Annotated in this window: 16 protein-coding genes and 2 pseudogenes; 10 read left to right on the plus strand and 8 right to left on the minus strand. The window is 66.5% G+C overall.

What is annotated here, in order from left to right; translation table 11 throughout:
• Window positions 1–405: 405 nt before the first annotated feature.
• Window positions 406–1,512 (plus strand): DUF563 domain-containing protein, encoded by a 1,107-nt coding sequence (locus HUV06_RS06775; RefSeq protein ID WP_174300512.1) that lies wholly within the window; start codon window positions 406–408, stop codon window positions 1,510–1,512.
• Window positions 1,513–1,567: 55 nt separating this feature from the next.
• Here the strand turns inward: HUV06_RS06775 and HUV06_RS06780 are convergent, their stop codons facing one another.
• The 7 genes from HUV06_RS06780 to HUV06_RS16000 form a co-directional block, all read right to left on the minus strand.
• Window positions 1,568–1,978: a hypothetical protein gene (locus HUV06_RS06780; RefSeq protein WP_217433670.1), complete on the minus strand. Its 411-nt coding sequence runs from the start codon at window positions 1,976–1,978 to the stop codon at window positions 1,568–1,570.
• A gap of 362 nt (window positions 1,979–2,340) precedes the next feature.
• Complete coding sequence (locus tag HUV06_RS06785) at window positions 2,341–3,051, minus strand: hypothetical protein (RefSeq protein WP_174300514.1); 711 nt, start codon at window positions 3,049–3,051, stop codon at window positions 2,341–2,343.
• Between the two features lie 161 nt (window positions 3,052–3,212).
• Window positions 3,213–5,342, minus strand: coding sequence for a methyltransferase domain-containing protein (locus HUV06_RS15995; protein ID WP_217433671.1), 2,130 nt, complete (start codon window positions 5,340–5,342; stop codon window positions 3,213–3,215).
• Entirely contained in the window at window positions 5,339–7,057 is a 1,719-nt protein-coding gene (locus HUV06_RS06795) for a glycosyltransferase (RefSeq protein ID WP_174300515.1), read from the minus strand. The genes HUV06_RS15995 and HUV06_RS06795 overlap by 4 nt, the downstream gene beginning before the upstream one ends.
• A gap of 238 nt (window positions 7,058–7,295) precedes the next feature.
• Window positions 7,296–8,204 (minus strand): hypothetical protein, encoded by a 909-nt coding sequence (locus HUV06_RS06800; protein WP_174300516.1) that lies wholly within the window; start codon window positions 8,202–8,204, stop codon window positions 7,296–7,298.
• Between the two features lie 115 nt (window positions 8,205–8,319).
• A complete protein-coding gene (locus HUV06_RS06805) occupies window positions 8,320–10,185 on the minus strand; it encodes an Ig-like domain-containing protein (RefSeq protein WP_174300517.1) in 1,866 nt (621 codons plus the stop codon).
• A 225-nt stretch (window positions 10,186–10,410) separates the two neighbouring features.
• Complete coding sequence (locus tag HUV06_RS16000) at window positions 10,411–10,659, minus strand: hypothetical protein (protein ID WP_217433672.1); 249 nt, start codon at window positions 10,657–10,659, stop codon at window positions 10,411–10,413.
• Between the two features lie 91 nt (window positions 10,660–10,750).
• On the opposite strand from HUV06_RS16000, the pseudogene HUV06_RS16635 reads away from it, so the two are divergent.
• Both HUV06_RS16635 and HUV06_RS06820 read left to right on the plus strand, forming a co-directional pair.
• Window positions 10,751–10,858 (plus strand): annotated as a pseudogene (locus tag HUV06_RS16635) (transposase); the annotation flags it as partial.
• Window positions 10,845–11,147, plus strand: a pseudogene (locus HUV06_RS06820) (integrase core domain-containing protein); the annotation flags it as partial. The pseudogenes HUV06_RS16635 and HUV06_RS06820, both read left to right, overlap by 14 nt.
• A 174-nt stretch (window positions 11,148–11,321) precedes the next feature.
• On the opposite strand, the gene HUV06_RS06825 reads toward HUV06_RS06820, so the two are convergent.
• Window positions 11,322–13,715 (minus strand): transketolase, encoded by a 2,394-nt coding sequence (locus tag HUV06_RS06825; RefSeq protein ID WP_174300518.1) that lies wholly within the window; start codon window positions 13,713–13,715, stop codon window positions 11,322–11,324.
• Between the two features lie 258 nt (window positions 13,716–13,973).
• On the opposite strand from HUV06_RS06825, the gene HUV06_RS06830 reads away from it, so the two are divergent.
• From HUV06_RS06830 to HUV06_RS06860, 7 genes are all read left to right on the plus strand, one after another.
• The gene (locus tag HUV06_RS06830) at window positions 13,974–14,291 is read left to right on the plus strand and encodes a hypothetical protein (protein WP_174300519.1); all 318 of its coding nucleotides are present in this window, start codon (window positions 13,974–13,976) and stop codon (window positions 14,289–14,291) included.
• Between the two features lie 196 nt (window positions 14,292–14,487).
• Window positions 14,488–14,877, plus strand: a complete 390-nt coding sequence (locus HUV06_RS06835; RefSeq protein WP_174300520.1) for a hypothetical protein — start codon at window positions 14,488–14,490, stop codon at window positions 14,875–14,877.
• Window positions 14,878–15,314: 437 nt separating this feature from the next.
• Complete coding sequence (locus HUV06_RS06840; protein WP_174300521.1) at window positions 15,315–15,554, plus strand: hypothetical protein; 240 nt, start codon at window positions 15,315–15,317, stop codon at window positions 15,552–15,554.
• The gene (locus tag HUV06_RS16510) at window positions 15,551–16,147 is read left to right on the plus strand and encodes a TonB-dependent receptor plug domain-containing protein (RefSeq protein WP_305793637.1); all 597 of its coding nucleotides are present in this window, start codon (window positions 15,551–15,553) and stop codon (window positions 16,145–16,147) included. Before HUV06_RS06840 ends, HUV06_RS16510 begins: the two co-directional genes overlap by 4 nt.
• The gene (locus tag HUV06_RS06850) at window positions 16,144–17,580 is read left to right on the plus strand and encodes a TonB-dependent receptor domain-containing protein (protein ID WP_371811012.1); all 1,437 of its coding nucleotides are present in this window, start codon (window positions 16,144–16,146) and stop codon (window positions 17,578–17,580) included. The genes HUV06_RS16510 and HUV06_RS06850 overlap by 4 nt, the downstream gene beginning before the upstream one ends.
• 300 nt (window positions 17,581–17,880) lie before the next feature.
• Window positions 17,881–18,021, plus strand: a complete 141-nt coding sequence (locus HUV06_RS06855) for a hypothetical protein (protein WP_174300523.1) — start codon at window positions 17,881–17,883, stop codon at window positions 18,019–18,021.
• Between the two features lie 2 nt (window positions 18,022–18,023).
• The coding region (locus HUV06_RS06860; RefSeq protein ID WP_174300524.1) for an FAD-dependent oxidoreductase at window positions 18,024–18,548 on the plus strand (525 nt) is incomplete at its 3' end.

Below are 18,548 nucleotides of genomic sequence, written 5' to 3' on the forward strand. Positions count from 1 at the left end.
GGCGTCCGCACGCTGCGTTGCGTCTTGTGGAACGCCACGCAGGGCGGCTCGAAAGGTGGCCTGTCCCCACGGGTGATCCGGCTGGAACATTAGTCAACGTGGGTGTGGGCGCCACGTCGCGATGGCGGCGCTGGAGGCGTTCATCGTGGACGCCCTGCGCGACATCTCTCATCCGACCCGCGCTCATGTAGCGCTTTCCGTGAAACGATCGAGGCGCTGATCCCCGCCCGTGGCGCACTGACCAACATGCGCAGCGATCTTGACTACAATGAGCTGCGGGGCCGCCTACCGCCCAGCTTCAAACCGGCCTATGACGGCATGGTGATGGAGACAAGCCTTTAAGGCCGGTTGCCTCGGCGCCGTCCGGCCGACTCGGGAACGCACGCGAGACGCGACGAGGTGGGAATGAACGACGAGCGAGAACATCGCGTGGAACTGACCGGCAAAGTCGTGTCAGATTACGAGGTTTTGGCACAATACTCATACGCGAGCTCGCGCCAGTTCCGGAAGTTTGACTGGCGACCTGGGCGAAGCTGCGAACTTGCGCCTCTCAGCGTCTTTCAAGTCGAGCAGGCCCTGATCGGCCCTTTCTGCATCCCCTTCGATCTGCAACGGCGGCTGGTGTTCCGGAACCACTTCTACGAGGACGGTTCATGGTTCCCTGTTGACGCACTGGTTCGGAGAGATACCTATCAGCATCTGCGCCGTCCAGGACCGAAGCTTCAAGGCCCGGCCCTTCTGCTTGGCGGTGCTCCCGATCTTAACTACTTTCACTGGCTGCTAAGCTGGTTTGCTCGACTGGCCATCGTCGAGCTGTTGGCGCCTGAGTTGCTGCTGGACTCAAGCCTGCCGGTGCTGATCGACTCGCGCGCTCAGCGCGAGCCATTCCTGGCGCACCTCGGCAGCTTTGGAGTCACTGGCGATAGATTGGTTTGGATCGACCCTGATCAGGACTATGAGGTCGAAGACGCGTTCCTGGTCACCTTGCCCAGCCAGAACGAATATCATCCCGACGTGCTGCGAAGCCTTTCAGCCCGGCTCATCGCAAGCGTGGGCGCAAATCGGCGGGGACGTCGCAGACCCCGCCTCTGGATCAGCCGCGAGCAGCTCTCCCCTAAGCGAAGGGTGGCGAACATGGCCGATCTGGAAGGAGTTCTGGACAGTGCAGGTCTAGAGCGAGCGAACCTGGAGCACATGAGCGCCAGCGAGCAGATTGAGATGTTCGCTGAGGCGGAGCTCGTCGTAGGCGTTCACGGAGCCGGTCTTGCCAACATGATCTTCTGCCCTGCGGACTGCCGCCTGCTGATCATCGAGAAGCCGTTCAACGTCTTTTTAGGCTTGGCGCGAACCTTCACGGTGCTGGCCGAAGCCTGCGAACTGAGGCACGAGGTCCTGGTGGCTGACGTGGATGTCCAGCTGGATACGGACTACAACGATATGCTCAACGCCCATAACCAGGACGTAGTGATCGACCCTGACCAGCTGGCCGCCGCTTTGCGGCGCCTGATCTGAACCGCCTCCGGGCGACATCGCTTAAGCGCCGGGGCGACGCGGAGTTTGGACATCCTTACGGCAGGTCGTCATGCGTCCAGGTCACGCCGCGCCGGGTCGGGCGCGCAGGAGAGCCGACGCAGACGGAGCCGGGCGGAAGCGGGCCTCGCACCAGGGCGCCCATCCCGATCACCGAGTCCGCCCCGACGTGGGCTCCTCCCGTCAGCTGCACCTCGTCGCACAGCCAGACGTGCCGCTCCACGATGATCCGGCCGCCGAAGACGTTGGTGCGCCGCCCACTCTCCACGTCGCGGATCGCGTGCATGTCGTCGGTGATGAGGTTGACGTCAGTGCCCCAAAGGCCGTCCACGCCGACCCGGATCGACCCGCCGTTGCGTGCATCCAGCCGCGCCCAGGTACCGGCCGCGCAATCTTCGCCGATCAGCACCGTCCCGTTCATCGCTACGCCCAAGTATCCCGTCTGCATGCGAACGCGTTCGCCGACGACGATCAAACCTCCACTTGCCCTTGACGTGTACGAGAGGGCGGCGACCTCCGCACCCGCGCCCAAGGCAGCGACGTTGCCGCTGGGCCGCCGTTCGCTGAAGTCGCAATTGATCGGCGTCGCGACGCCTGGCGCGGCGAGCGCGAGGTTGTCCAGGGTCCACCACTCCGGCAAACCTTCGCGCCGGATCCTCAGATCGCCGAGCTTTGGGGGAGGCGGGCCATTAGCGCCGCACCGGCGTTGCATCGCCTCCTGAAGGGCGGCCCGGAGCCTCTCGCTACAAGGCGTACCGTCGGGTTCTCCGTCCGCAAGCGCAACCAGGGCGGCGAGGTCCTCTCCCCCGATCACGGCGCATCCTTGCGGCTCCAGGTCACGCCGGAGCGGACGACCCGGGCAGGGACGCCGACGGCGATCGAGTTGGGTGGAATGACGCAGCGTTTCACCAGGGCTCCCAAGCCCACGATCGAGTCAGGCCCGATCCTGGCGCCATCGAGCACGCGCGTCCGCTCGCAAAGCCAGACGTGGCGATCAATCACGATGCGGCCTCCGAAGGTGTTCAGGCGTCGACCCGTCGCGGCATCCCGGATGGCGCGCGTATCGTCCGTCATCAGGCTGACGTTGTGCGCCCACATGCCATCTGGCCCGGTCACGATCGTTCCGCCGTTGCGGCAGTCGAGCATGGCCCAGCTTGTGAAGGTCGTGCCCTCGCCGACCAGCACCGTGGAGGATCCGTAGCAGCTCAAGGCGCCAAGGGGCGCGATGGTCTTGTCGCCGATGGCGACGAGCGCACCCTCCTGCCCCAAGGTCATGCACAGGAAGCGGCTGTCGCGCCCAATCGCCACCACCGACCGCCTAGGCGGACCTCGAACCGCGTCGACCTTGAACTCGGGCATGTGCGAGCCCTCGCCGAAGAGAAGCAGATTGCCGCCCTCTCGCCACCAATCCGGCAGGCCCTCCCAGCGCACCCTAAGATCGGTCACTCGTGGGGACAGCGGGCCGTCCTCCACGCCCGTTCCGGCGCGCCGCGCCGCGATCAGCTGCGTTAGAGCCTCCAAGAGGTCCGAAGGGCATGGAGCACCCTCCACAAGTCCCTCGGCCATGGCGAAAAGATGAGGTTCCGAAGCCAGAAACCGCGAGGCGGCCGGCACCAGGGGTCCCGCAGGCGCCGTCTCCGCCCGTGGAGCAAACCATTCGCGCACCCGTCCGCCGACTCCCCTCACGCGGGTTTCCTGGCGATGATGACCTGGTTCTTTGGCATCAGGCCGTTGAGCAGCGGCTGGATACGGCGGCCGTCAGGGCCTTCCAGCGCCAGCGCCCATGTCTTGGCCCAGCTGGCCAGCAACGGATGCCGATTGGCTTCCTCCAGCGGGACGGAGCACTGCCAGAAGAAGGTCCACCAAAGGGCCCAGTAGAAACCGTAGGTGAACTTCCGCTCGATCTGCAGCCCTGCGGTGGTGATCACATCCTCAAAGGTGACGGGATCGATTATGCGGATATGGTTTGGACGCTCGAAGTACTCAGGGGGCGCCAAGTGCTTCTGCATCTGTTCATGCACGTGGCCCGGAACGGTGATAAGGTAGAGCGCTCCTGGCGCCCCGACGCGGACCAGCTCGCGCATCAGCACCGCCGGGTCCTCCACATGCTCCATCACCTCCATGCAGACCACACGCGTGGCTTGGCCGTCGGGCAGGGGCAAGGGGTCTGCGTCGGTGACGTAGGCGTCGACCCGTGAGGCGCCCTCCTCGCGCAGCCGCTCGGCCGCCCGCTCCAGCCTCGGTCCGTCCACATCCGCCAGGATGACGTGCGCACCGGTCCGGGCGCAGAACTGGGCCGGGCCGCCATCGCCGCATCCCACGTCCACCACGATGTCCTGCCCCGAGATCGGAAAGCCCGGAGTGAGCTCTCCCGTGTCCCGGTTGTACCAGCCCGTCAGCATGTCGTCCGTCAGCCCGACGAGGAAGCCGTGGTCTTCCATGGAGGGCGCGGGAGGCAGGGCGGCGTTCGGCGAGCGGCCAGTTGACCCGACCCGTTCCGGTGCGAGCGCTAATCGAGGATGCTCCTCCTTGCATACGTAGGCGAACATTTCGCCCAGCCGCCCGGCCACGACCTCATCGCCGCAGAAGGCGCGCAGGGCCTCGACCGAGGCTTTCGACATTTCCGCATACTGTTGTGGCTGGTCGCGAGCGACGGCGAAGCTCTGCCGATAGCGGCGCACCAGATCGGCGAACTCGATCTGATGGCGCAGGCACCGGCAGACGTGGCGCATGTCATGAGGCCAGGAGGCGGGACGATGATGGTCGGCGACCACAAAGGCGTTGTCCTGTGAGACGTAGTCCAGCATGGCTGTGTGTCGCGGCGTGATCGCCGGACGGCCCGCCGCCATGAACTCCATCAGAGGCAGGCATTGGCCTTCGCCATGGGACGTATTGACGGCGTAGGAGCTTGCCTCGATCAGGCGCTGGTACTCCGAGTCGTTCAGCATGCCGTGAACGACCAAGATGCGACAGCGGAAACGACCTAGCTTCGCAAGGTACTGCAGCATCGGCGTCACCGCCTTATGCAGGTCCCGGTGTGTAGTCTTCAGGATGAGCGTGGCGCGCGGCTCCTCGCGAAAAGCGTAGGTGAAGGCGGTCGCCATGTCGGCCCAGTTCTTCCGGCCGTCTATCGGGTTCAGGACGCTGGTGTAAACCACCCCTCCCAGCTCGATGCGACGGCTCTGACGCCCGCCCTCGCGCATCGCCCTCTGCAGCGACTCGATCGCCTTGGCGCTACGAACGCCGAGGTCGTCAGCGAAAAGGGACAGGTCGATGGCCCAGCTGTCGAACACCAGCGCGTTCGAGATGTCCAGCTCGATCCGCTCCCGCCAGCCTACGGCCGTCGTCTCCAGGCCCGCCTGCCGGTCGGCGACCGGTGCGGGTATGCTCCAGATCGGGTAGTCGGAGCCGAGCGCCCGCCGCACAGCGTGGACGCTGAAGCGGCTGTGTGTGATCGCCGCCGGCGTCCGCCTGAGCACCTGGCGCCAGTCGTTCTGCGGCTCGTCGTCCCATGCCTCGTTTGGGATCGTGTCGTATTCCCAGGCGAAAACGGGCACGGTGGGGCAGGTCAGACCGGTGGGGGTCTGGTGCGGAGCGCTGAAGGAAAGGAACACGCAATCCTGCGCGTGCGCCTTCGCGGACCGGAAGATCCGATCCGCGTCCTCGACGGGAGACGCCAAGGGAACCACGGCGCCGAACCGCTCCAGCAACGGAGCGAAAGCCTTGCGTACGAACCAGTAGCTGTACTCGGGAAGCCCCAGGCTGTTGGCGATGGTCTTCTCGGCGTAGAGGGAGTGCTCCAGGATGATCAAGCGAAGGCGTCCGCGATCACGAGCGCTGACGCCTGCGGGGGAGGGGTCGTCAGATGGCCCAGGCCCAAGAAACTGCTCAGCCGTTCCGCCACCATCGCGTCGCTGCAGAACGCCTCCATCCGCGCTCCCGCCGCCTGTCCGAGCGCCTGGTAGCGAGCAGGCTCCTCCATCACGAGGCGGTACGCCTCGACATAGGCGTCCCTGAGCGATGACCAGCTGACCTGGTGGGAGGTGGCGGGCATGCCCATCCGAAAGTCGTGAGGCCAGCCGCAGTACTGCTCGTCGGAATGAACCACAAGTGCGCAGGCGGCGTCCAGATAGTCGGCCATGGCGGTATGGACCGGCGCGATCGCCGGTCGGTCAGAGCACATGAACTCCATGAGCGGCAAGCACAGCCCCTCCGCGGTCGACGCGTTCACCACCCAGTGTGACGCGGCGATCAGGCTGCCGTGATCAGCGTCGTCCATGGCGGCGCTGATGATCACCAAGCGGCAAGCAAAGGCCGGCATGCGGCCGACCCGGTCGAACAGGTCTGACCACCATAGCTCTGGACCGTCGCCGACCATCTTGAGCACCAGCGTGGCGTCGGGACGATCTGAGAACGCGGCCAGGAACGCGGTGACGAGGTCTGGCCAGTTCTTGCGCCCGTCAGCAGGAGAAAGGACCGAGGTGAACACGACTCCGTCCAGATCCACCCAGTCCGGCAGTTCGCCCGGCGCCGGCAGGCGAGGCGCCGCCATGCCAGCGCTGAACTCCACGGTCCGGCTCTCGCAGACGAAGCCGTCCACTTTGATCTTGGCCGGCGTCGTAGGTGAGCGGACAGGCAGGTGATGGAGCTGGGGCTGACGGTCCCAGATCGGCGTGGGGAGGCTGATGACGGGGAAGTCGGCTCCCAGGCCAGCCTTGATGGCGCGCGCTGCGAGGTTTGAAAGAGTGATGGCGCGCCCGGCCTGGCCCAACACCCAGCGCCAGTCATGCCGGCGTTCTCCGTCCCAGACCTCTGACGGGATCGTCGGGTACTGCCAGGCGATGACCGGGATCACCGGGCAGCGGAGGCCTAGCGTGGTGCGGTGCGGCGGCGCGAAGGAGAGGAACAGGCTGACCTCGCCCCTCAGGAGGTGGGCGCCGTGAAGCACGTCGACCTGGCGGGCCGGATCGTCCACCCGGTGCACTTGGCCGAAGCGCTCGAGCAGCGCCGTGAAAGCATTAAGCACAAAGCCATAATCGTATTCGGCAACGCTGAGGAAGTCGCTACGCGCCTCCAGGCCGGTAGGACAGTAGACGATGAAATTGGTCTTGGGTTCAGACCTCTCGGCAACGCTCTTGCGCCGGTTGTTCTGGCCAAGTACGGCGGCGACGAAGGCTTTGAAGGCGGCCGCGTCATCCTCGCTTACAGGCTCAGATCTCCCGATGGTGGTCTCGCCGCCAGAAAGGAGCGGGCCGTTCTTCACCCGCACGGTGATCCGGATCGGTTCGGAACGTTCAAGATCGATCGGGAAGGGCAGGCTGAAACCGAAACGACCATGGCCTATGCCCGCTGCGCGAAGATCGGGTCGGAAGATAGACGCTTCGATTTCGCCAAGGCAGACATCGTTGGCGTAGACTTCGACGGTGACAGGTTGCTCCGGCGCGTCTGGCCGCCATACCCAGCCTTCGAAAGCGCCCCCGCGATAAGCGTCGAAGAAGCCTTTAAACTGAGGGACCGCCCTATCCATCGTACCACCTAGCTAAGCTTTTGACCGTTCGCTCAACCGCTGTTCTAGCATCTTCAAGGACCGCCACCACCCACTATGCCGCCTAGCGCGCAAGACCGCACTTTCTGTCATCGCCGCTCTCGCCGATCAGGAACCCGGATCAGCTCCGATGCGGCCATCGGTTTGTCACGCCCGTGGCTGAATGCCGTGCTAGTCTCTCAGATCGATGGCTGAGGCTGAGCGGCTCCGCCGAGCCGGATCATGGCTGACCTGAGCTGTGCTTGGGCGCCGCTGACGCACCCAGAGTGAAGACTAAGGCTTGCAGGCCGACGGACGGCGTCGACGCGAGAGACGCGGCCGCGGGTACGTCGAAGGCCGCCGCGGCCTGGATCAAGGCGGCGCCCTTGCTCGGCATGGCGCTGATGGCCGTACCGCCCGCCCCGTCGGTCAGGACCTGGTACGTCGTGGCCTTCGCGCCGATAAGCTTGAAGGTCGCGGTGTAGCTTCCATCCAAAAGGGTGAGGTAATAGCCGTGGAGGGTCGCCGTCGCGTCTGCGGCACGGGCGATGCTGCGAAGGTCCAGCACCTCAGAGCCGCTGTCGAAATCCACCAGGGTGTTGGCGAAGGTGGAACCGTTGGCTGGCGCATCCGCCGCCTCGACCCTGAGCGCTGCGGACGCACCGGACGACTCGAACATGACCTCGCTGGTCCCTAACGCATCTGCTGTCGCCACAAAGACCGTCCCGGCCTTGATCTCCATCCGCCCGCTGAAAGCCGCGTCCTGACCCGACAGCGTCAGGGCGCCGGTCCCGTCCTTGACCAAATAGCCTCGCCCGGAGAGATCGCCGCCGAACGAGGCGTTGGTGGTATAGGTCGCCGCGCCGTTGTCGATGAAGGTGGAGCCCTTTGCCATGACGACGTCGCTGACGCCGCCATCGGTGGCGATGTAGAGTTCGCCGTCCACCCTAGACGCCGTGGCCCGACCGCCGCCGAGTATGAGTTGCTCGCCTCCCGCATAGACGGTCGATCCCGTCGCGGTTCCGCCGGACTCCACGGTCTCTCGACCACCCGATTGGATGAGGGTGTCGGAAGCCGCACCGTAGATGAGATCGGCGCCCTTCGACGAGATCCGGACGCTTTCGGCCTCGCCTCCGAGATCGACCTTCAAGGTTCCTTTCGCGACCACATCGACGTCAGCGATGGTGTCGCCCGAACCGATCTCCACCAAACCCGATATGGGGGCCGCGGAGAGCTGAACCTGGACGGACTGGACGATGCTGTTGTCACCGGACGAGTCGGTCTGGCTGTAACCGATAGTGTAATCGCCAGCGGCGAGCGGGTGGGAGCTGTAGTCGAACGTCCACTTCCCCCCCGTGCTGCACGACCGCAGAGCCGATCGTCTCGTCGCCGACAGATAAAGTCACCGTATCACCGGCCACGCCAGTGCCGGCAAGGATCAGCCCGCTACCGCGCACGTCAAATTCACCCGCGCTGGAGGCGCTCGACCCGTTGACCGTCGCGATACTCGGCGCACTCAGGGGAGTGACGACTATGATGTTGTAGACTGCCGAATGTGTGCTGATGTTTCCTGCGTTGTCTTCTGCAGTCACATAGACCGAATGAGGCCCGTTGTTGAGGACCAGGGCGGCATTGTAATAGTCCCAAGTCCCGGTACTCCTGCTCTCGGTAGCGCCGACCATCTTTCCGTCGACGTAGATGTTCACGTCGATACCTTCGGTGGCCATTCCTTCAAATGTCATGACCTGAGCGCTTGTTCCGCCGCCGGTGGAAGCTCCCGTGCTGGGCAATATGCTCGTTACGGACGGCTGAGGCGGAGGGGTTGTGTCCACTACGACTTGGAAGGTGTTGGACGATACGCTCACAGGGCCGGAACTACTCGAGGACGTGGCCGTGAAATCCCGCGTCTCGTCTGCCGGTGCGGTGAAGTTGAACGACCACTTGCCGTCGGCCCCGGCCTGGGTCTGACCGTACAAGGTCGACTTGCCCGTCGTGGTGGCGATGTAGATCGAAACCATACTGTCTATAGGCGCGGAGCCAACGAGAGTGGGGCTGATCTGGTCGGTCAGGCCATCGGTGGAACTGATGCCCGTGTCGTCAGCCAGACCGGTGATGACTGGCGGCGGGCTGGCGCCTGGTGCGAGAAAGGAGCCATCCTGTTCGACCAGGTCTTCCACGCCCTGTGAGAACAGCGTCGTGCGCTGGCTGCTCGTCAGGTTGGTGGCCGTGTCGATCACCGTGTCGAAGCCGGAGCCGCCAACCACATGCAGCGCTGTACTGGTGTTATCGACGGTGAAGGTGGTGCCGAGGGCGTTCGTCGACCCGATGGTGTTCTGGTCGGTATCGAAACCGGTCAGGTCGAAGGTCGAAGCCGCGGTCGAAATCGTGCCGGAGCCTGAGATGGTGAACCTCGGCGGCGGCGGCCCATCCAGCTTGCTTGTGATGAGATCATGCAATGCAGAGGCGACGATTGCGTTGCCGGCGGCGTTGAGGTGGCCGTCGTTGACTCGCAGAGATGTCGGGACCACGTCGTTGTTGTGATCGACGACGTCGGTCGGTGACGACGGATCGTAGTCGCTCACCAGGATGGACCGCACGTCCAGATAGTGGCCGGGGTAGGTGCTGGCGAGCTGGCTGTTCAGGTTTACTATGTCTTCATAGCCCGAGCCGCCCTTGGCTTCGTTCGGGGCATCTGCGTTGAGGATCGACAAGATCACATAGTGGGTGTTGGACCCGAGCGCGCTCACTGCGCGGGCGATGTCGGCCATGACCGTCGTCGGGTCCGCGTTATTGTTGCGGCCGGCCCAGATCACGACGGTATCGTTCAGCAGGCTGGTCGCCGCAACCAATCGATTGACGATCTCGGTGCTGGTGTCGCCACCCTTGCCTTCGTTGAGGACGGCGCGATCATAATTGAAGTCTGCCGCCAGGATGCTCGGGTACTGATTGCCCTGGCCCGCGCCATTGCCGGCCGTAAGGCTGTCGCCCCAGGTGACGATCTCCCTGTAGGACGCGCCATTCAGCGCATCCAGGCTGTCCTGGTCGAGCGTCAGGACGCCGTTGTTGACGATGTCGCTCGGCGATACGCCGGTGGCGCCGCTCGCGCCGTCAAGATCAAGCTTATGATGCATCTAACGCCCGCTCGCCCGGTCAGCAGGACCGATGAGCGCCTACATCCACGTGTACAGACCGTCAGTCCAACGTCAGATTGTCACGTCTCCGCGCGTGGCGGAAGCGACCGCAGCTAGACCGCCTCGGCCAGCTTCGGCGCGAAGGCGTTCAGAGTGATCGGCCGGGCGCTGAGCAAGTCATCAGGAGGCGCACGCGTCGGTCGTGGAAAGCGACGGCCCAGGCGGTCAGAACGTCGCCCGCAAGGTCACGCCGAAGATCCGCGGCGCGCCCAGGAAGTGGATATCGCGGATCCCGGCGACGGCCGCTACGGGTCCCTTCGCGCCGATGATGATCCATGGCTGGTCCGGCAGGGCCTGATCCAGCCACCCTCCCAGCATCTGCATGGACAGGAACCGGGTGCGGTCATCTGGCTGCGCGGATGGAGCGGACAGGGGGAGGAGGGCCGCGAGTGCGGTGAGCAGGACCAGGTGCAAGCGGAGTCTTGAGCCGGTCCCCAGAAATCGGACGGGGGGTTGAGGTGGGTTCGACCGAGAGGAAGGACGGACCCGATGACGGGCGAGCGGAAGGCGGTATTCTGCTGAGTTTAAGGCCAAGGTGGCGTTGGAGGCGCTGCATGGCGAACGGACGGTGGCGGAGCTGGGCGCCAAGCACGGCGTGCACCCGACCCCGCTTCATGGAGGTGGTCCAGGCCGCCGGCGCCCGGGTTTCCCTGGATGCACGCGGCCGCTGGATGGACAACGTGTTCATCGAGCGGCTCAGGCGCAGCCTCAAGTACGAGTGCGTCTACCTGCCCGCCTTCGAAACCGGCTCAGAGTTGCGCGCCGGGCTCGGGCGCTGGATCAGCTACTATAATACCGTCAGGCCCCACTCGGCGCACGGCGGCAAGACCCTGACGAAGCCTACGGAACGCCCCGGCAGGACATCGGATTGGCAGCGTGAGACAGACCTGAACCTACCTTAGCCAAGCCGCCAAACTGTCCGAACGAACGGGACCACCTCACCTGCCGGAGGTGGAGCGATTTGCCGAGTCCACGGAGGCCTTGCCGGCGATCCGCACAGCCGTCACCAACTGGCCGGGCGCCATGTTCTGAGCAGAGGGTGCGAGGCGCCGCGGCCGCCGCGACGCCGTTCGCCCTCAGCCGTCGCGGCGGTGGGCGAGGACTTCGCGGGCGGCGGAGACGATGCTATCGGCGTCCAGGCCGTGCAGGCGGTAGAGGTCGTGGAGGTCGGCGCTCTGGCCGAAGCGCTCGACGCCCAGCGGATGCAGCGAATGGCGGCGGACCGAGCCCAGCCACGACAGGGTGGCGGGGTGCCCGTCCAGCACCGTGACCAGCCCCGCGCCCCGCGGCAGGGCGGTGAGCAGGCGGTCGGCGTGGCTGAGCGCGGAGCCGTCGCCCTCGGCCCGCCTGCGGCGCGCCGCGCTCCAGCCGGCGTGCAGCCGGTCCGGCGAGGTCACGGCCAGCAGCGCGGTGTTGGGCAGACGCTCGGCCAGGCGGTGGGTCGCCTCCAGCGCCTCGGGCGCCACCGCTCCGCAGTAGGCGATGGCGAGCGAGGTGTTGGCGTGGGGCGCGCGCAGCCAGTAGCCGCCGGCGATCACCTCTTCGCGCAGCTCCGGCGTCATCTCGCGGGGCAGCTGGTCGAGCTGGCGGGTGGACAGGCGCAGGTAGATCGAGCCGCCGCCTGCTTCAGCCTGGATGTGCTCGAAGCCGTGGGCCATGACCACCGCCAGCTCGTCGGCATAGGCGGGCTCGAAATAGCTCAGCCCATCCTGGGCCATGCCGATCAGGGGCGTGTTGATCGACTGGTGGGCGCCGCCCTCCGGCGCCAGCGTGATCCCGCTCGGGGTCGCCACGATCATGAAGCGCGCGCCCTGGTAGCAGGCGTAGATCAGCGCATCGAGGCCCCGGTTGATGAAGGGGTCGTAGACCGTGCCGATGGGCAGCAGACGCTCGCCCCAGAAGCGGTCCGCCAGCCCGAGCTGGCCGAGCAGCAGGAACAGGTTGTGCTCGGCGATGCCGAGCTCGATGTGCTGGCCGGCCGGCGCCATGCGCCACTTCTGCGGGCTCGCCACCTTCTCGTCGGAGAAGGTGTCGGCGCGCTCGGAGGAATGGAACACGCCGCGCCGGTTCACCCAGCCCGACAGGTTGGTGGAGACGGTGACGTCGGGCGAAGTGGTGACGATGCGCTCGGCCAGAGGCGAGCTCTCCCGCGCCAGCTCGAACAGGATTTTGCCGAAGCCCTCCTGGGTGGAGAGCGTCTCGCCCGCGGGCGCGGCGAGCGCGGGCACCTCCACCCTGCGCGCGGGCGGCAGGGCGCGACGCCCCAGCAGCGGCACGGTGGGCAGGAAGCGGCGCACGGCCTCGGCGTCGGTTTCGGACAGGCCGGCGTAGGGCTCCCACTCCTGCCCATCCGCCACGCCGCAGAGCGCCTGGAAGGTCTTGAGCTGGCCGGGGTTCATCAGGCCGGCGTGGTTGTCCTTGTGGCCGGCGAGCGGCAGGCCGTGGCCCTTGATGGTGTAGGCGACGAAGGCGTGAGGCGTGGGGTCGGCCGCGGCCGCGTCGAAGGCCTCCAGGATGGTCTCCAGGTCGTGGCCGCCGAGGTTGGTCATCAGCGCCGCCAGGCTGGCGTCGTCGTGGCTGTCCAGCAGCGCCCGTAGACCCGCCGCGCCAGCGAGCTCCAGCTTCAGCCGCTCGCGCCAGGCCGCGCCGCCCTTGAAGGTCAGGGCCGAGTAGAGCTGGTTCGGGCAGCGGTCGATCCAATCGAGCAGCGCCTCGCCCGCGGGCCCGGAGCGCGCCGCCTCGAGCTTCTTGCCGAACTTCAGCGGGACCACGCGCCAGTCGACCGCCCGGAAGAAGCCCTCGATGCGGTGGAACAGGGCGTCGTTCACCACCCCGTCCAGGCTCTGGCGGTTGTAATCGATGATCCACCAGAGATTCCGGACGTCGTGCTTCCAGCCCTCCAGCAGGGCCTCGTAGATGTTGCCCTCGTCGAGCTCCGCGTCGCCCAGCAGCGCGATCATGCGCCCGTCGGTGCTGGCGCCTCGCGCCGTCAGGCCGTGCAGCCCGACATAGTCCTGGGTGATCGAGGCGAAGAGCGTCGCCGCCACCCCGAGCCCGACCGAGCCGGTGGAGAAGTCGACCTCGACCTTGTCCTTGGTGCGTGAGGGATAGGACTGGGCGCCGCCGAGGGCGCGGAAGCGCTCCAGCTGGTCGCGGGTCTGGCGGCCGAGGAGGTATTCGATGGCGTGCAGCACCGGCGAGGCGTGCGGCTTCACCGCGATCCGGTCCTGGGGCCGCAGCGCATGGAAGTAGAGCGCGGTCATCAGCGTGGACACGCTGGCGCTGGAGGATTGATGGCCGCCGACCTTCAGCCCGTCGCGCGAGGGGCGCAGGTGGTTGGCGTTGTGGATCAGCCAGGTCGACAGCCACAGCGCGCGGCGCTCCAACGCCGCGAGCTCGCGCAGCGGATAGGCGCTGGGCGGCGCGCCGGTCGCAGGCGGCCGGATCAGGCTTGGGGATGTGAGCGCCATGTCGGTTCCAATCGCAGAGCGCTGCGGCGCGAGGTGGCCAGGCTGGGCCGTCGTGAGATCGTCGTCCAACCAACGGGCCACGCGCAAGGTGCGCCCCCGCCTTGTCGCCCTGTAGATGGAGATTGTCGACCTGCGATACTGCAGACGGATCGCGGGCTCCGGTTTGCCATCGCGACGGCCGGATCGCCCAGGCTCAGAGATTGCGGCTGACCCACATCCGCGCGACGCAAGACGCTGGACAGGGATAAGGGGAGCCACATGACCCAGACCGCTGGAGCCGCCCGGACCGACAGGGATGGTCCGCGGGGCGCGGAGGCCCTGTTCGGCCGCATGTCTGGCCGGCGCAACGCGCCTCGGCGGGGCGCCCACGGAGCCTATCCGTTGATCATCTCCCTTCACGGCGGCACGTACAGCTCAGCCTATTTCGACCTTCCCGGCTATTCCTTGCTGGACACGGCGGAGGCGCTGGACCTCCCGGTCCTTGCGATGGATCGTCCGGGCTACGGCGCGAGCCCGCCCCTGCCGGTGGGGGAGGACACGCTGCGGGGCAACGCCGACTTCCTCGCGAAGAGCTGAAGGCGGCCTGGGATCAGCACGGCGGCGAGGCGCAGGGCGTGTTCCTGATCGGGCACTCGATCGGGGCCGGCATCGCCATGATGATCGCCGCCCAGACGCTGGACTGGCCGCTGCTGGGGCTGGCCGTGTCGGGCGTCGGCCTGCGAACGCCCGACCAGTCCCGGGCGCCTGGGCGGCGCTCCCGGACACCCCCTTCGTGGAGCTGCCCGCCGCGATCAAGGGCGAGGTCATGTTCGGCCCTCCGGGCAGCTTCGGCCCCGACATGCCGGGCGCCAGCCATGTGGCGGATGCTCCGGTGCCCCGGACCGAAATCCTCGACATCGTCACGACCTGGCATTACGACGTCGCTGACGTGGCCTCGCGCATCAAGGCGCCGATCCATTATAGACAGGCCGAGCACGACAGGCTCTGGATCGTGGACGAGGGCGAGGTGCGCGGCTTCGCCGCCGCCCTGTCGGCCAGTGCGCGCGTGGACGCGGCGATGCTGAGAGACACCGGGCACTGCATCGACTTCCACACCCTAGGCCCATCGCTGCAGGTCCAGCAGCTTGCTTTCGCCATGCAGTGCGCCGTCCAGCACGGCTGACGGGGCCTGCCTGAGACAAGGCGTCGCTCGCCAGATCACCGCCGGCCATCTCGTCAGCCTGTGTCCGCTATGTGGCAGGGATAATTTGGCCGCATCATTGCGACCGTCATTGCATCTCCCGGCTAAGCTTTGCCTGTCATAGCGTCGTGACGACTTCGGTGAACGCCGGACAAGCTCGGCTCTTAGTTCGAGCACAAAGATAATCTGGGGGGTAATCAATGCTCAAGCGCGCCCTGTTGGCGTCGGTCGCCATCGCCGTGACCGCATCGCCGGCCCTCGCCCAGCAGGCGGATGCGCCCCCGACCGCCCCCGCCCCCAGCTCGTCGCCCTCCGCCACCTCCCCGCCGCCCGCCGGGTCCGCACCGGCCGCCAGTTCGGCGCCGGCCACGGGTCCGACGCCCGGGCCCGCCCCGATCCCGACGCCCCAGCCCAACACCTTGGGCGAGATCGTCGTGACCGCGCAGCGCCAGTTCGAGAACCTGCAGCGTGCGGCGGTGTCGGTCGACGCGGTCACCGGCGGTGATCTCACCGCCAACGGCGTCGTCGATCCGACCACGCTCAGCAATCTCGTCCCGGTTTCTTCGCAGCGCCTGCGGGGGGCGGGAGCGCCTTTTAATTCATCCGCGGGGTCGGCAACTTCACCGCGAACCCGTATTCGGAAACCGCAGTCGCGGTGAACCTCGACAACATCTATCTCGGTCTGGCGACGAGCGCCGCAAGCCCCTTCTACGACCTGGAGCGGGTCGAGGTGGTGAAGGGTCCGCAGGGCACCCTCTACGGCCGCAACGCCACCGGCGGCGCGGTCAACATCATCCCGGAGAAGCCCCAGCTCGGGACCACGTCCGGATACGTCTCAGCCAGCTACGGCAACTACGACGCCTACGGCATCGACGGCGCCGTGAACGTGCCGGTCGGGGACAGGTCCGCGCTCAGGATATCCGCCGACTTCCTCGGGCACAGCGGCTACCTGTACGACGGGACGTCCGATGAGGACACCAAGGCCGGCCGCATCCAGTTCCTGACCCGTCCCATCCCGAACCTGTCGATCCGCATCTCCGCCGACTACGCCGACCTCGGTGGAGCCGGCGAAGGCGCGCAGTACCTCAACAGCTTCGCCTATAACCGAACGACGGGCGGCTATGTCGTCACGCCCTCCAACATCCCATCGCAGTTCGGCCTGTACTCGACACCCTCACAGAACTACATCCAGCAGTTCCCGCCTTCCCCGCAGGCCGCAACCTCGGGCCGCTGTCACCCTACCCCCTCCTGAACAACAAGCTCTACGGCGTGAACGCCGAGATCAACTATGACACCAGCCTTGGTCGCCTGACCCTGATCCCAGCCTGGCGCCCCTCGACCATATCCGACCTGAACGATGCGGCCGGCTTCCTCAGCGGCACGCGCGAGGACGACGAGCAGTACAGCGCGGAGCTTCGCTTCACCGGCAAGCGGATCAGCATCTTCGACTACACCTTCGGGTTGCTCTACTTCCACCAACGCCAGAAAGGCGTCTTCGGCGCTGCTCTCGGGGCCATCGGCGCCTTCTCCAGCTATAGCGACGATACTGACTCCTACGCCGGCTTCGCGCGGGTCACCGCTCACCTGACCGACCAGCTGCGGCTGGTCGGCGGCGTCCGCTACACCTCCGACCAGAAGAGCTTCAACGGCTCTGTCACCGACCTGGTGGTCCTGTGCGTGCGCGCCGCGTGCCCGGCCGCGCCGGTGGTGCCGTTCTCCTTCACCGCCAACGGACAGACCGCCGTGCCCGTGCCGCCGGCGGCGGGCGCGATCGAGCCGATCGGGGCGACCGGAGCCCTGTCGTTTCGGACCGGCTTCGCACAGCAGACCAACCTCGACACCGACCGGGCGACCTACAGGGGCGCGGTCGAATACGATGTCCTCCCCCGCTCGCTCCTCTATGCGAGCATAGAGACGGGCTACCGGTCGGGCGGCTTCAACCTCGCCGTCGGTATCCCGACCTACCTGCCGGAATACATCACCGCCTACACCATCGGAGCGAAGAACCGCTTCCTGGACAACAGGCTCGAGCTGAACCTGGAAGGCTTCGTCTGGAAGTACCGCAACCAGCAGATCGCCCACCTCGGCCTGGACCTCGCCGGCAACAACGCGGACTTCACCCAGAACGTCGGCCGCTCCACCAACCAGGGGGGCGAGGTGGAGGTGCGCTACCTGCTCACGCCGGACACGGTGCTGACCAGCAACATCCAGTACCTCGACGCCACCTACGACCAGTTCACCTATCAGGCGCCGGCGAGCGGCGGCCTGCCGCCCTTCACCGGCTGCCGCACGAGTGCTGCGGCCAACAGCACCACCCTGGTGAACGTCAACTGCTCCGGCGAGCCGTCCTTCCAGTCGCCGAAATGGACCCTGAACTTCGGCGTCCAGCAGACGGTGCATGTCTCGACCTACAAGGTCGTGGGCAATGTCGACACCCAGTACCTCTACAGCCGCTTCGTCGGCTTTGAATACCAGCCTGCGGAGTACGCCCCCTCGGTCTGGCAGACCAACGCCCAACTCACCTTGACGCCGGACTATGGCAAATGGGCCCTGTCGCTGTTCGCGGTGAACCTGGAGAACAACAGGTACCTCGTCCACGCGGTGGTGAATACGACGGCAAACGTCCTGACCTCCACCAACGCCAACCCGCGCACCTACGGCATCCGGGCGTCCATGAAGTTCTGACACGGCCGCGGGCGGCCGCAGGCGGCGAAGGGAGGACGATCCCGGCGATGCGGCGGCCTTATCACCTGACCGGCTTTGACGTCTCCCGGACAGGCTCGGGCACGAATAAATGCAGGTCCTCGGAAGCCGGAAGGGCCGATCCAGCCGGTTCCGGGCTGTGCCCAGACGCGCGATCCAACGTCTTCTCTCCCGTCCCAGCCCGCCTCGGACCGCGTAGAGGTCTTGCGGCACGGAGGTCTTAGTATGGCTGTACTTGGCGCCCTGTCCGTCTGTCTTGAGGTTTTGCGCCTCGAAGACGGCGTGAAGTTCTACCCGAATGCGGGCCTGAAGCTTACCGAAGGTGGCGCGCAGGCGCAGAGCGTGGTGCGTCTCAGGCGCCGCGACGACGAGCTGGGCCCGGCTGGACTGGCCCGGAACGGGTTGGCCCGGGAGCTCGCCTGACCATGGTGGACAGCGATGTCCTGGTCATTGGCGCGGGGCCGGTCGGCCTGTCGCTCGCCGTCGAGCTCGGCCTGCGGGGGCTCCGAGTGCTGGTGGCCGAGCGCAACGAGCGGGTCGGCCATGCGCCCCGCGCCAAGACCACCTATGTGCGCACCCGCACCTTCTTCCGTCGCTGGGGCCTGGCCGATAAGCTGGCCGAGGCGTCGCCGCTCGGCGTCAACTATCCCTACGACGTGCACTTCGTCACCCGGCTGGCGGGCCACGGGCTGGCGCGCATCCAGAACGGGTTCAACGCCGCGCCCCTGCGCGAGGACGCCTTCCCCGAGCACGCCCAGTGGATCCCCCAGTACAAGCTGGAAGCCGTGCTGCGCGAGCGGGTCTCCACCCTGCCGAGCGTGGACCTACGGTTCAACCTCGCCTTCCACGGCGCCGAGGACGACGGCGAGAGCGTGACCTCCACGCTGCGCGACGCGTTGGGCGATAAGCAAGTGGTCCGTTCGCGCTTCCTGGTGGGGGCGGACGGGGCG

The organism is Caulobacter sp. S45, from assembly GCF_903642205.1.
GTDB lineage: Bacteria > Pseudomonadota > Alphaproteobacteria > Caulobacterales > Caulobacteraceae > CAHJWH01.

Excerpts from the sequence above, each read along its gene's own strand:
- HUV06_RS06775 (WP_174300512.1), top strand. The coding sequence starts at position 406 with ATGAACGACGAGCGAGAACATCGCGTGGAACTGACCGGCAAAGTCGTG.
- HUV06_RS06780 (WP_217433670.1), bottom strand. The coding sequence starts at position 1,978 with ATGCAGACGGGATACTTGGGCGTAGCGATGAACGGGACGGTGCTGATC.
- HUV06_RS06795 (WP_174300515.1), bottom strand. The coding sequence starts at position 7,057 with ATGGATAGGGCGGTCCCTCAGTTTAAAGGCTTCTTCGACGCTTATCGC.
- HUV06_RS06805 (WP_174300517.1), bottom strand. The coding sequence starts at position 10,185 with ATGCATCATAAGCTTGATCTTGACGGCGCGAGCGGCGCCACCGGCGTA.
- HUV06_RS06825 (WP_174300518.1), bottom strand. The coding sequence starts at position 13,715 with ATGGCGCTCACATCCCCAAGCCTGATCCGGCCGCCTGCGACCGGCGCG.
- HUV06_RS06830 (WP_174300519.1), top strand. The coding sequence starts at position 13,974 with ATGACCCAGACCGCTGGAGCCGCCCGGACCGACAGGGATGGTCCGCGG.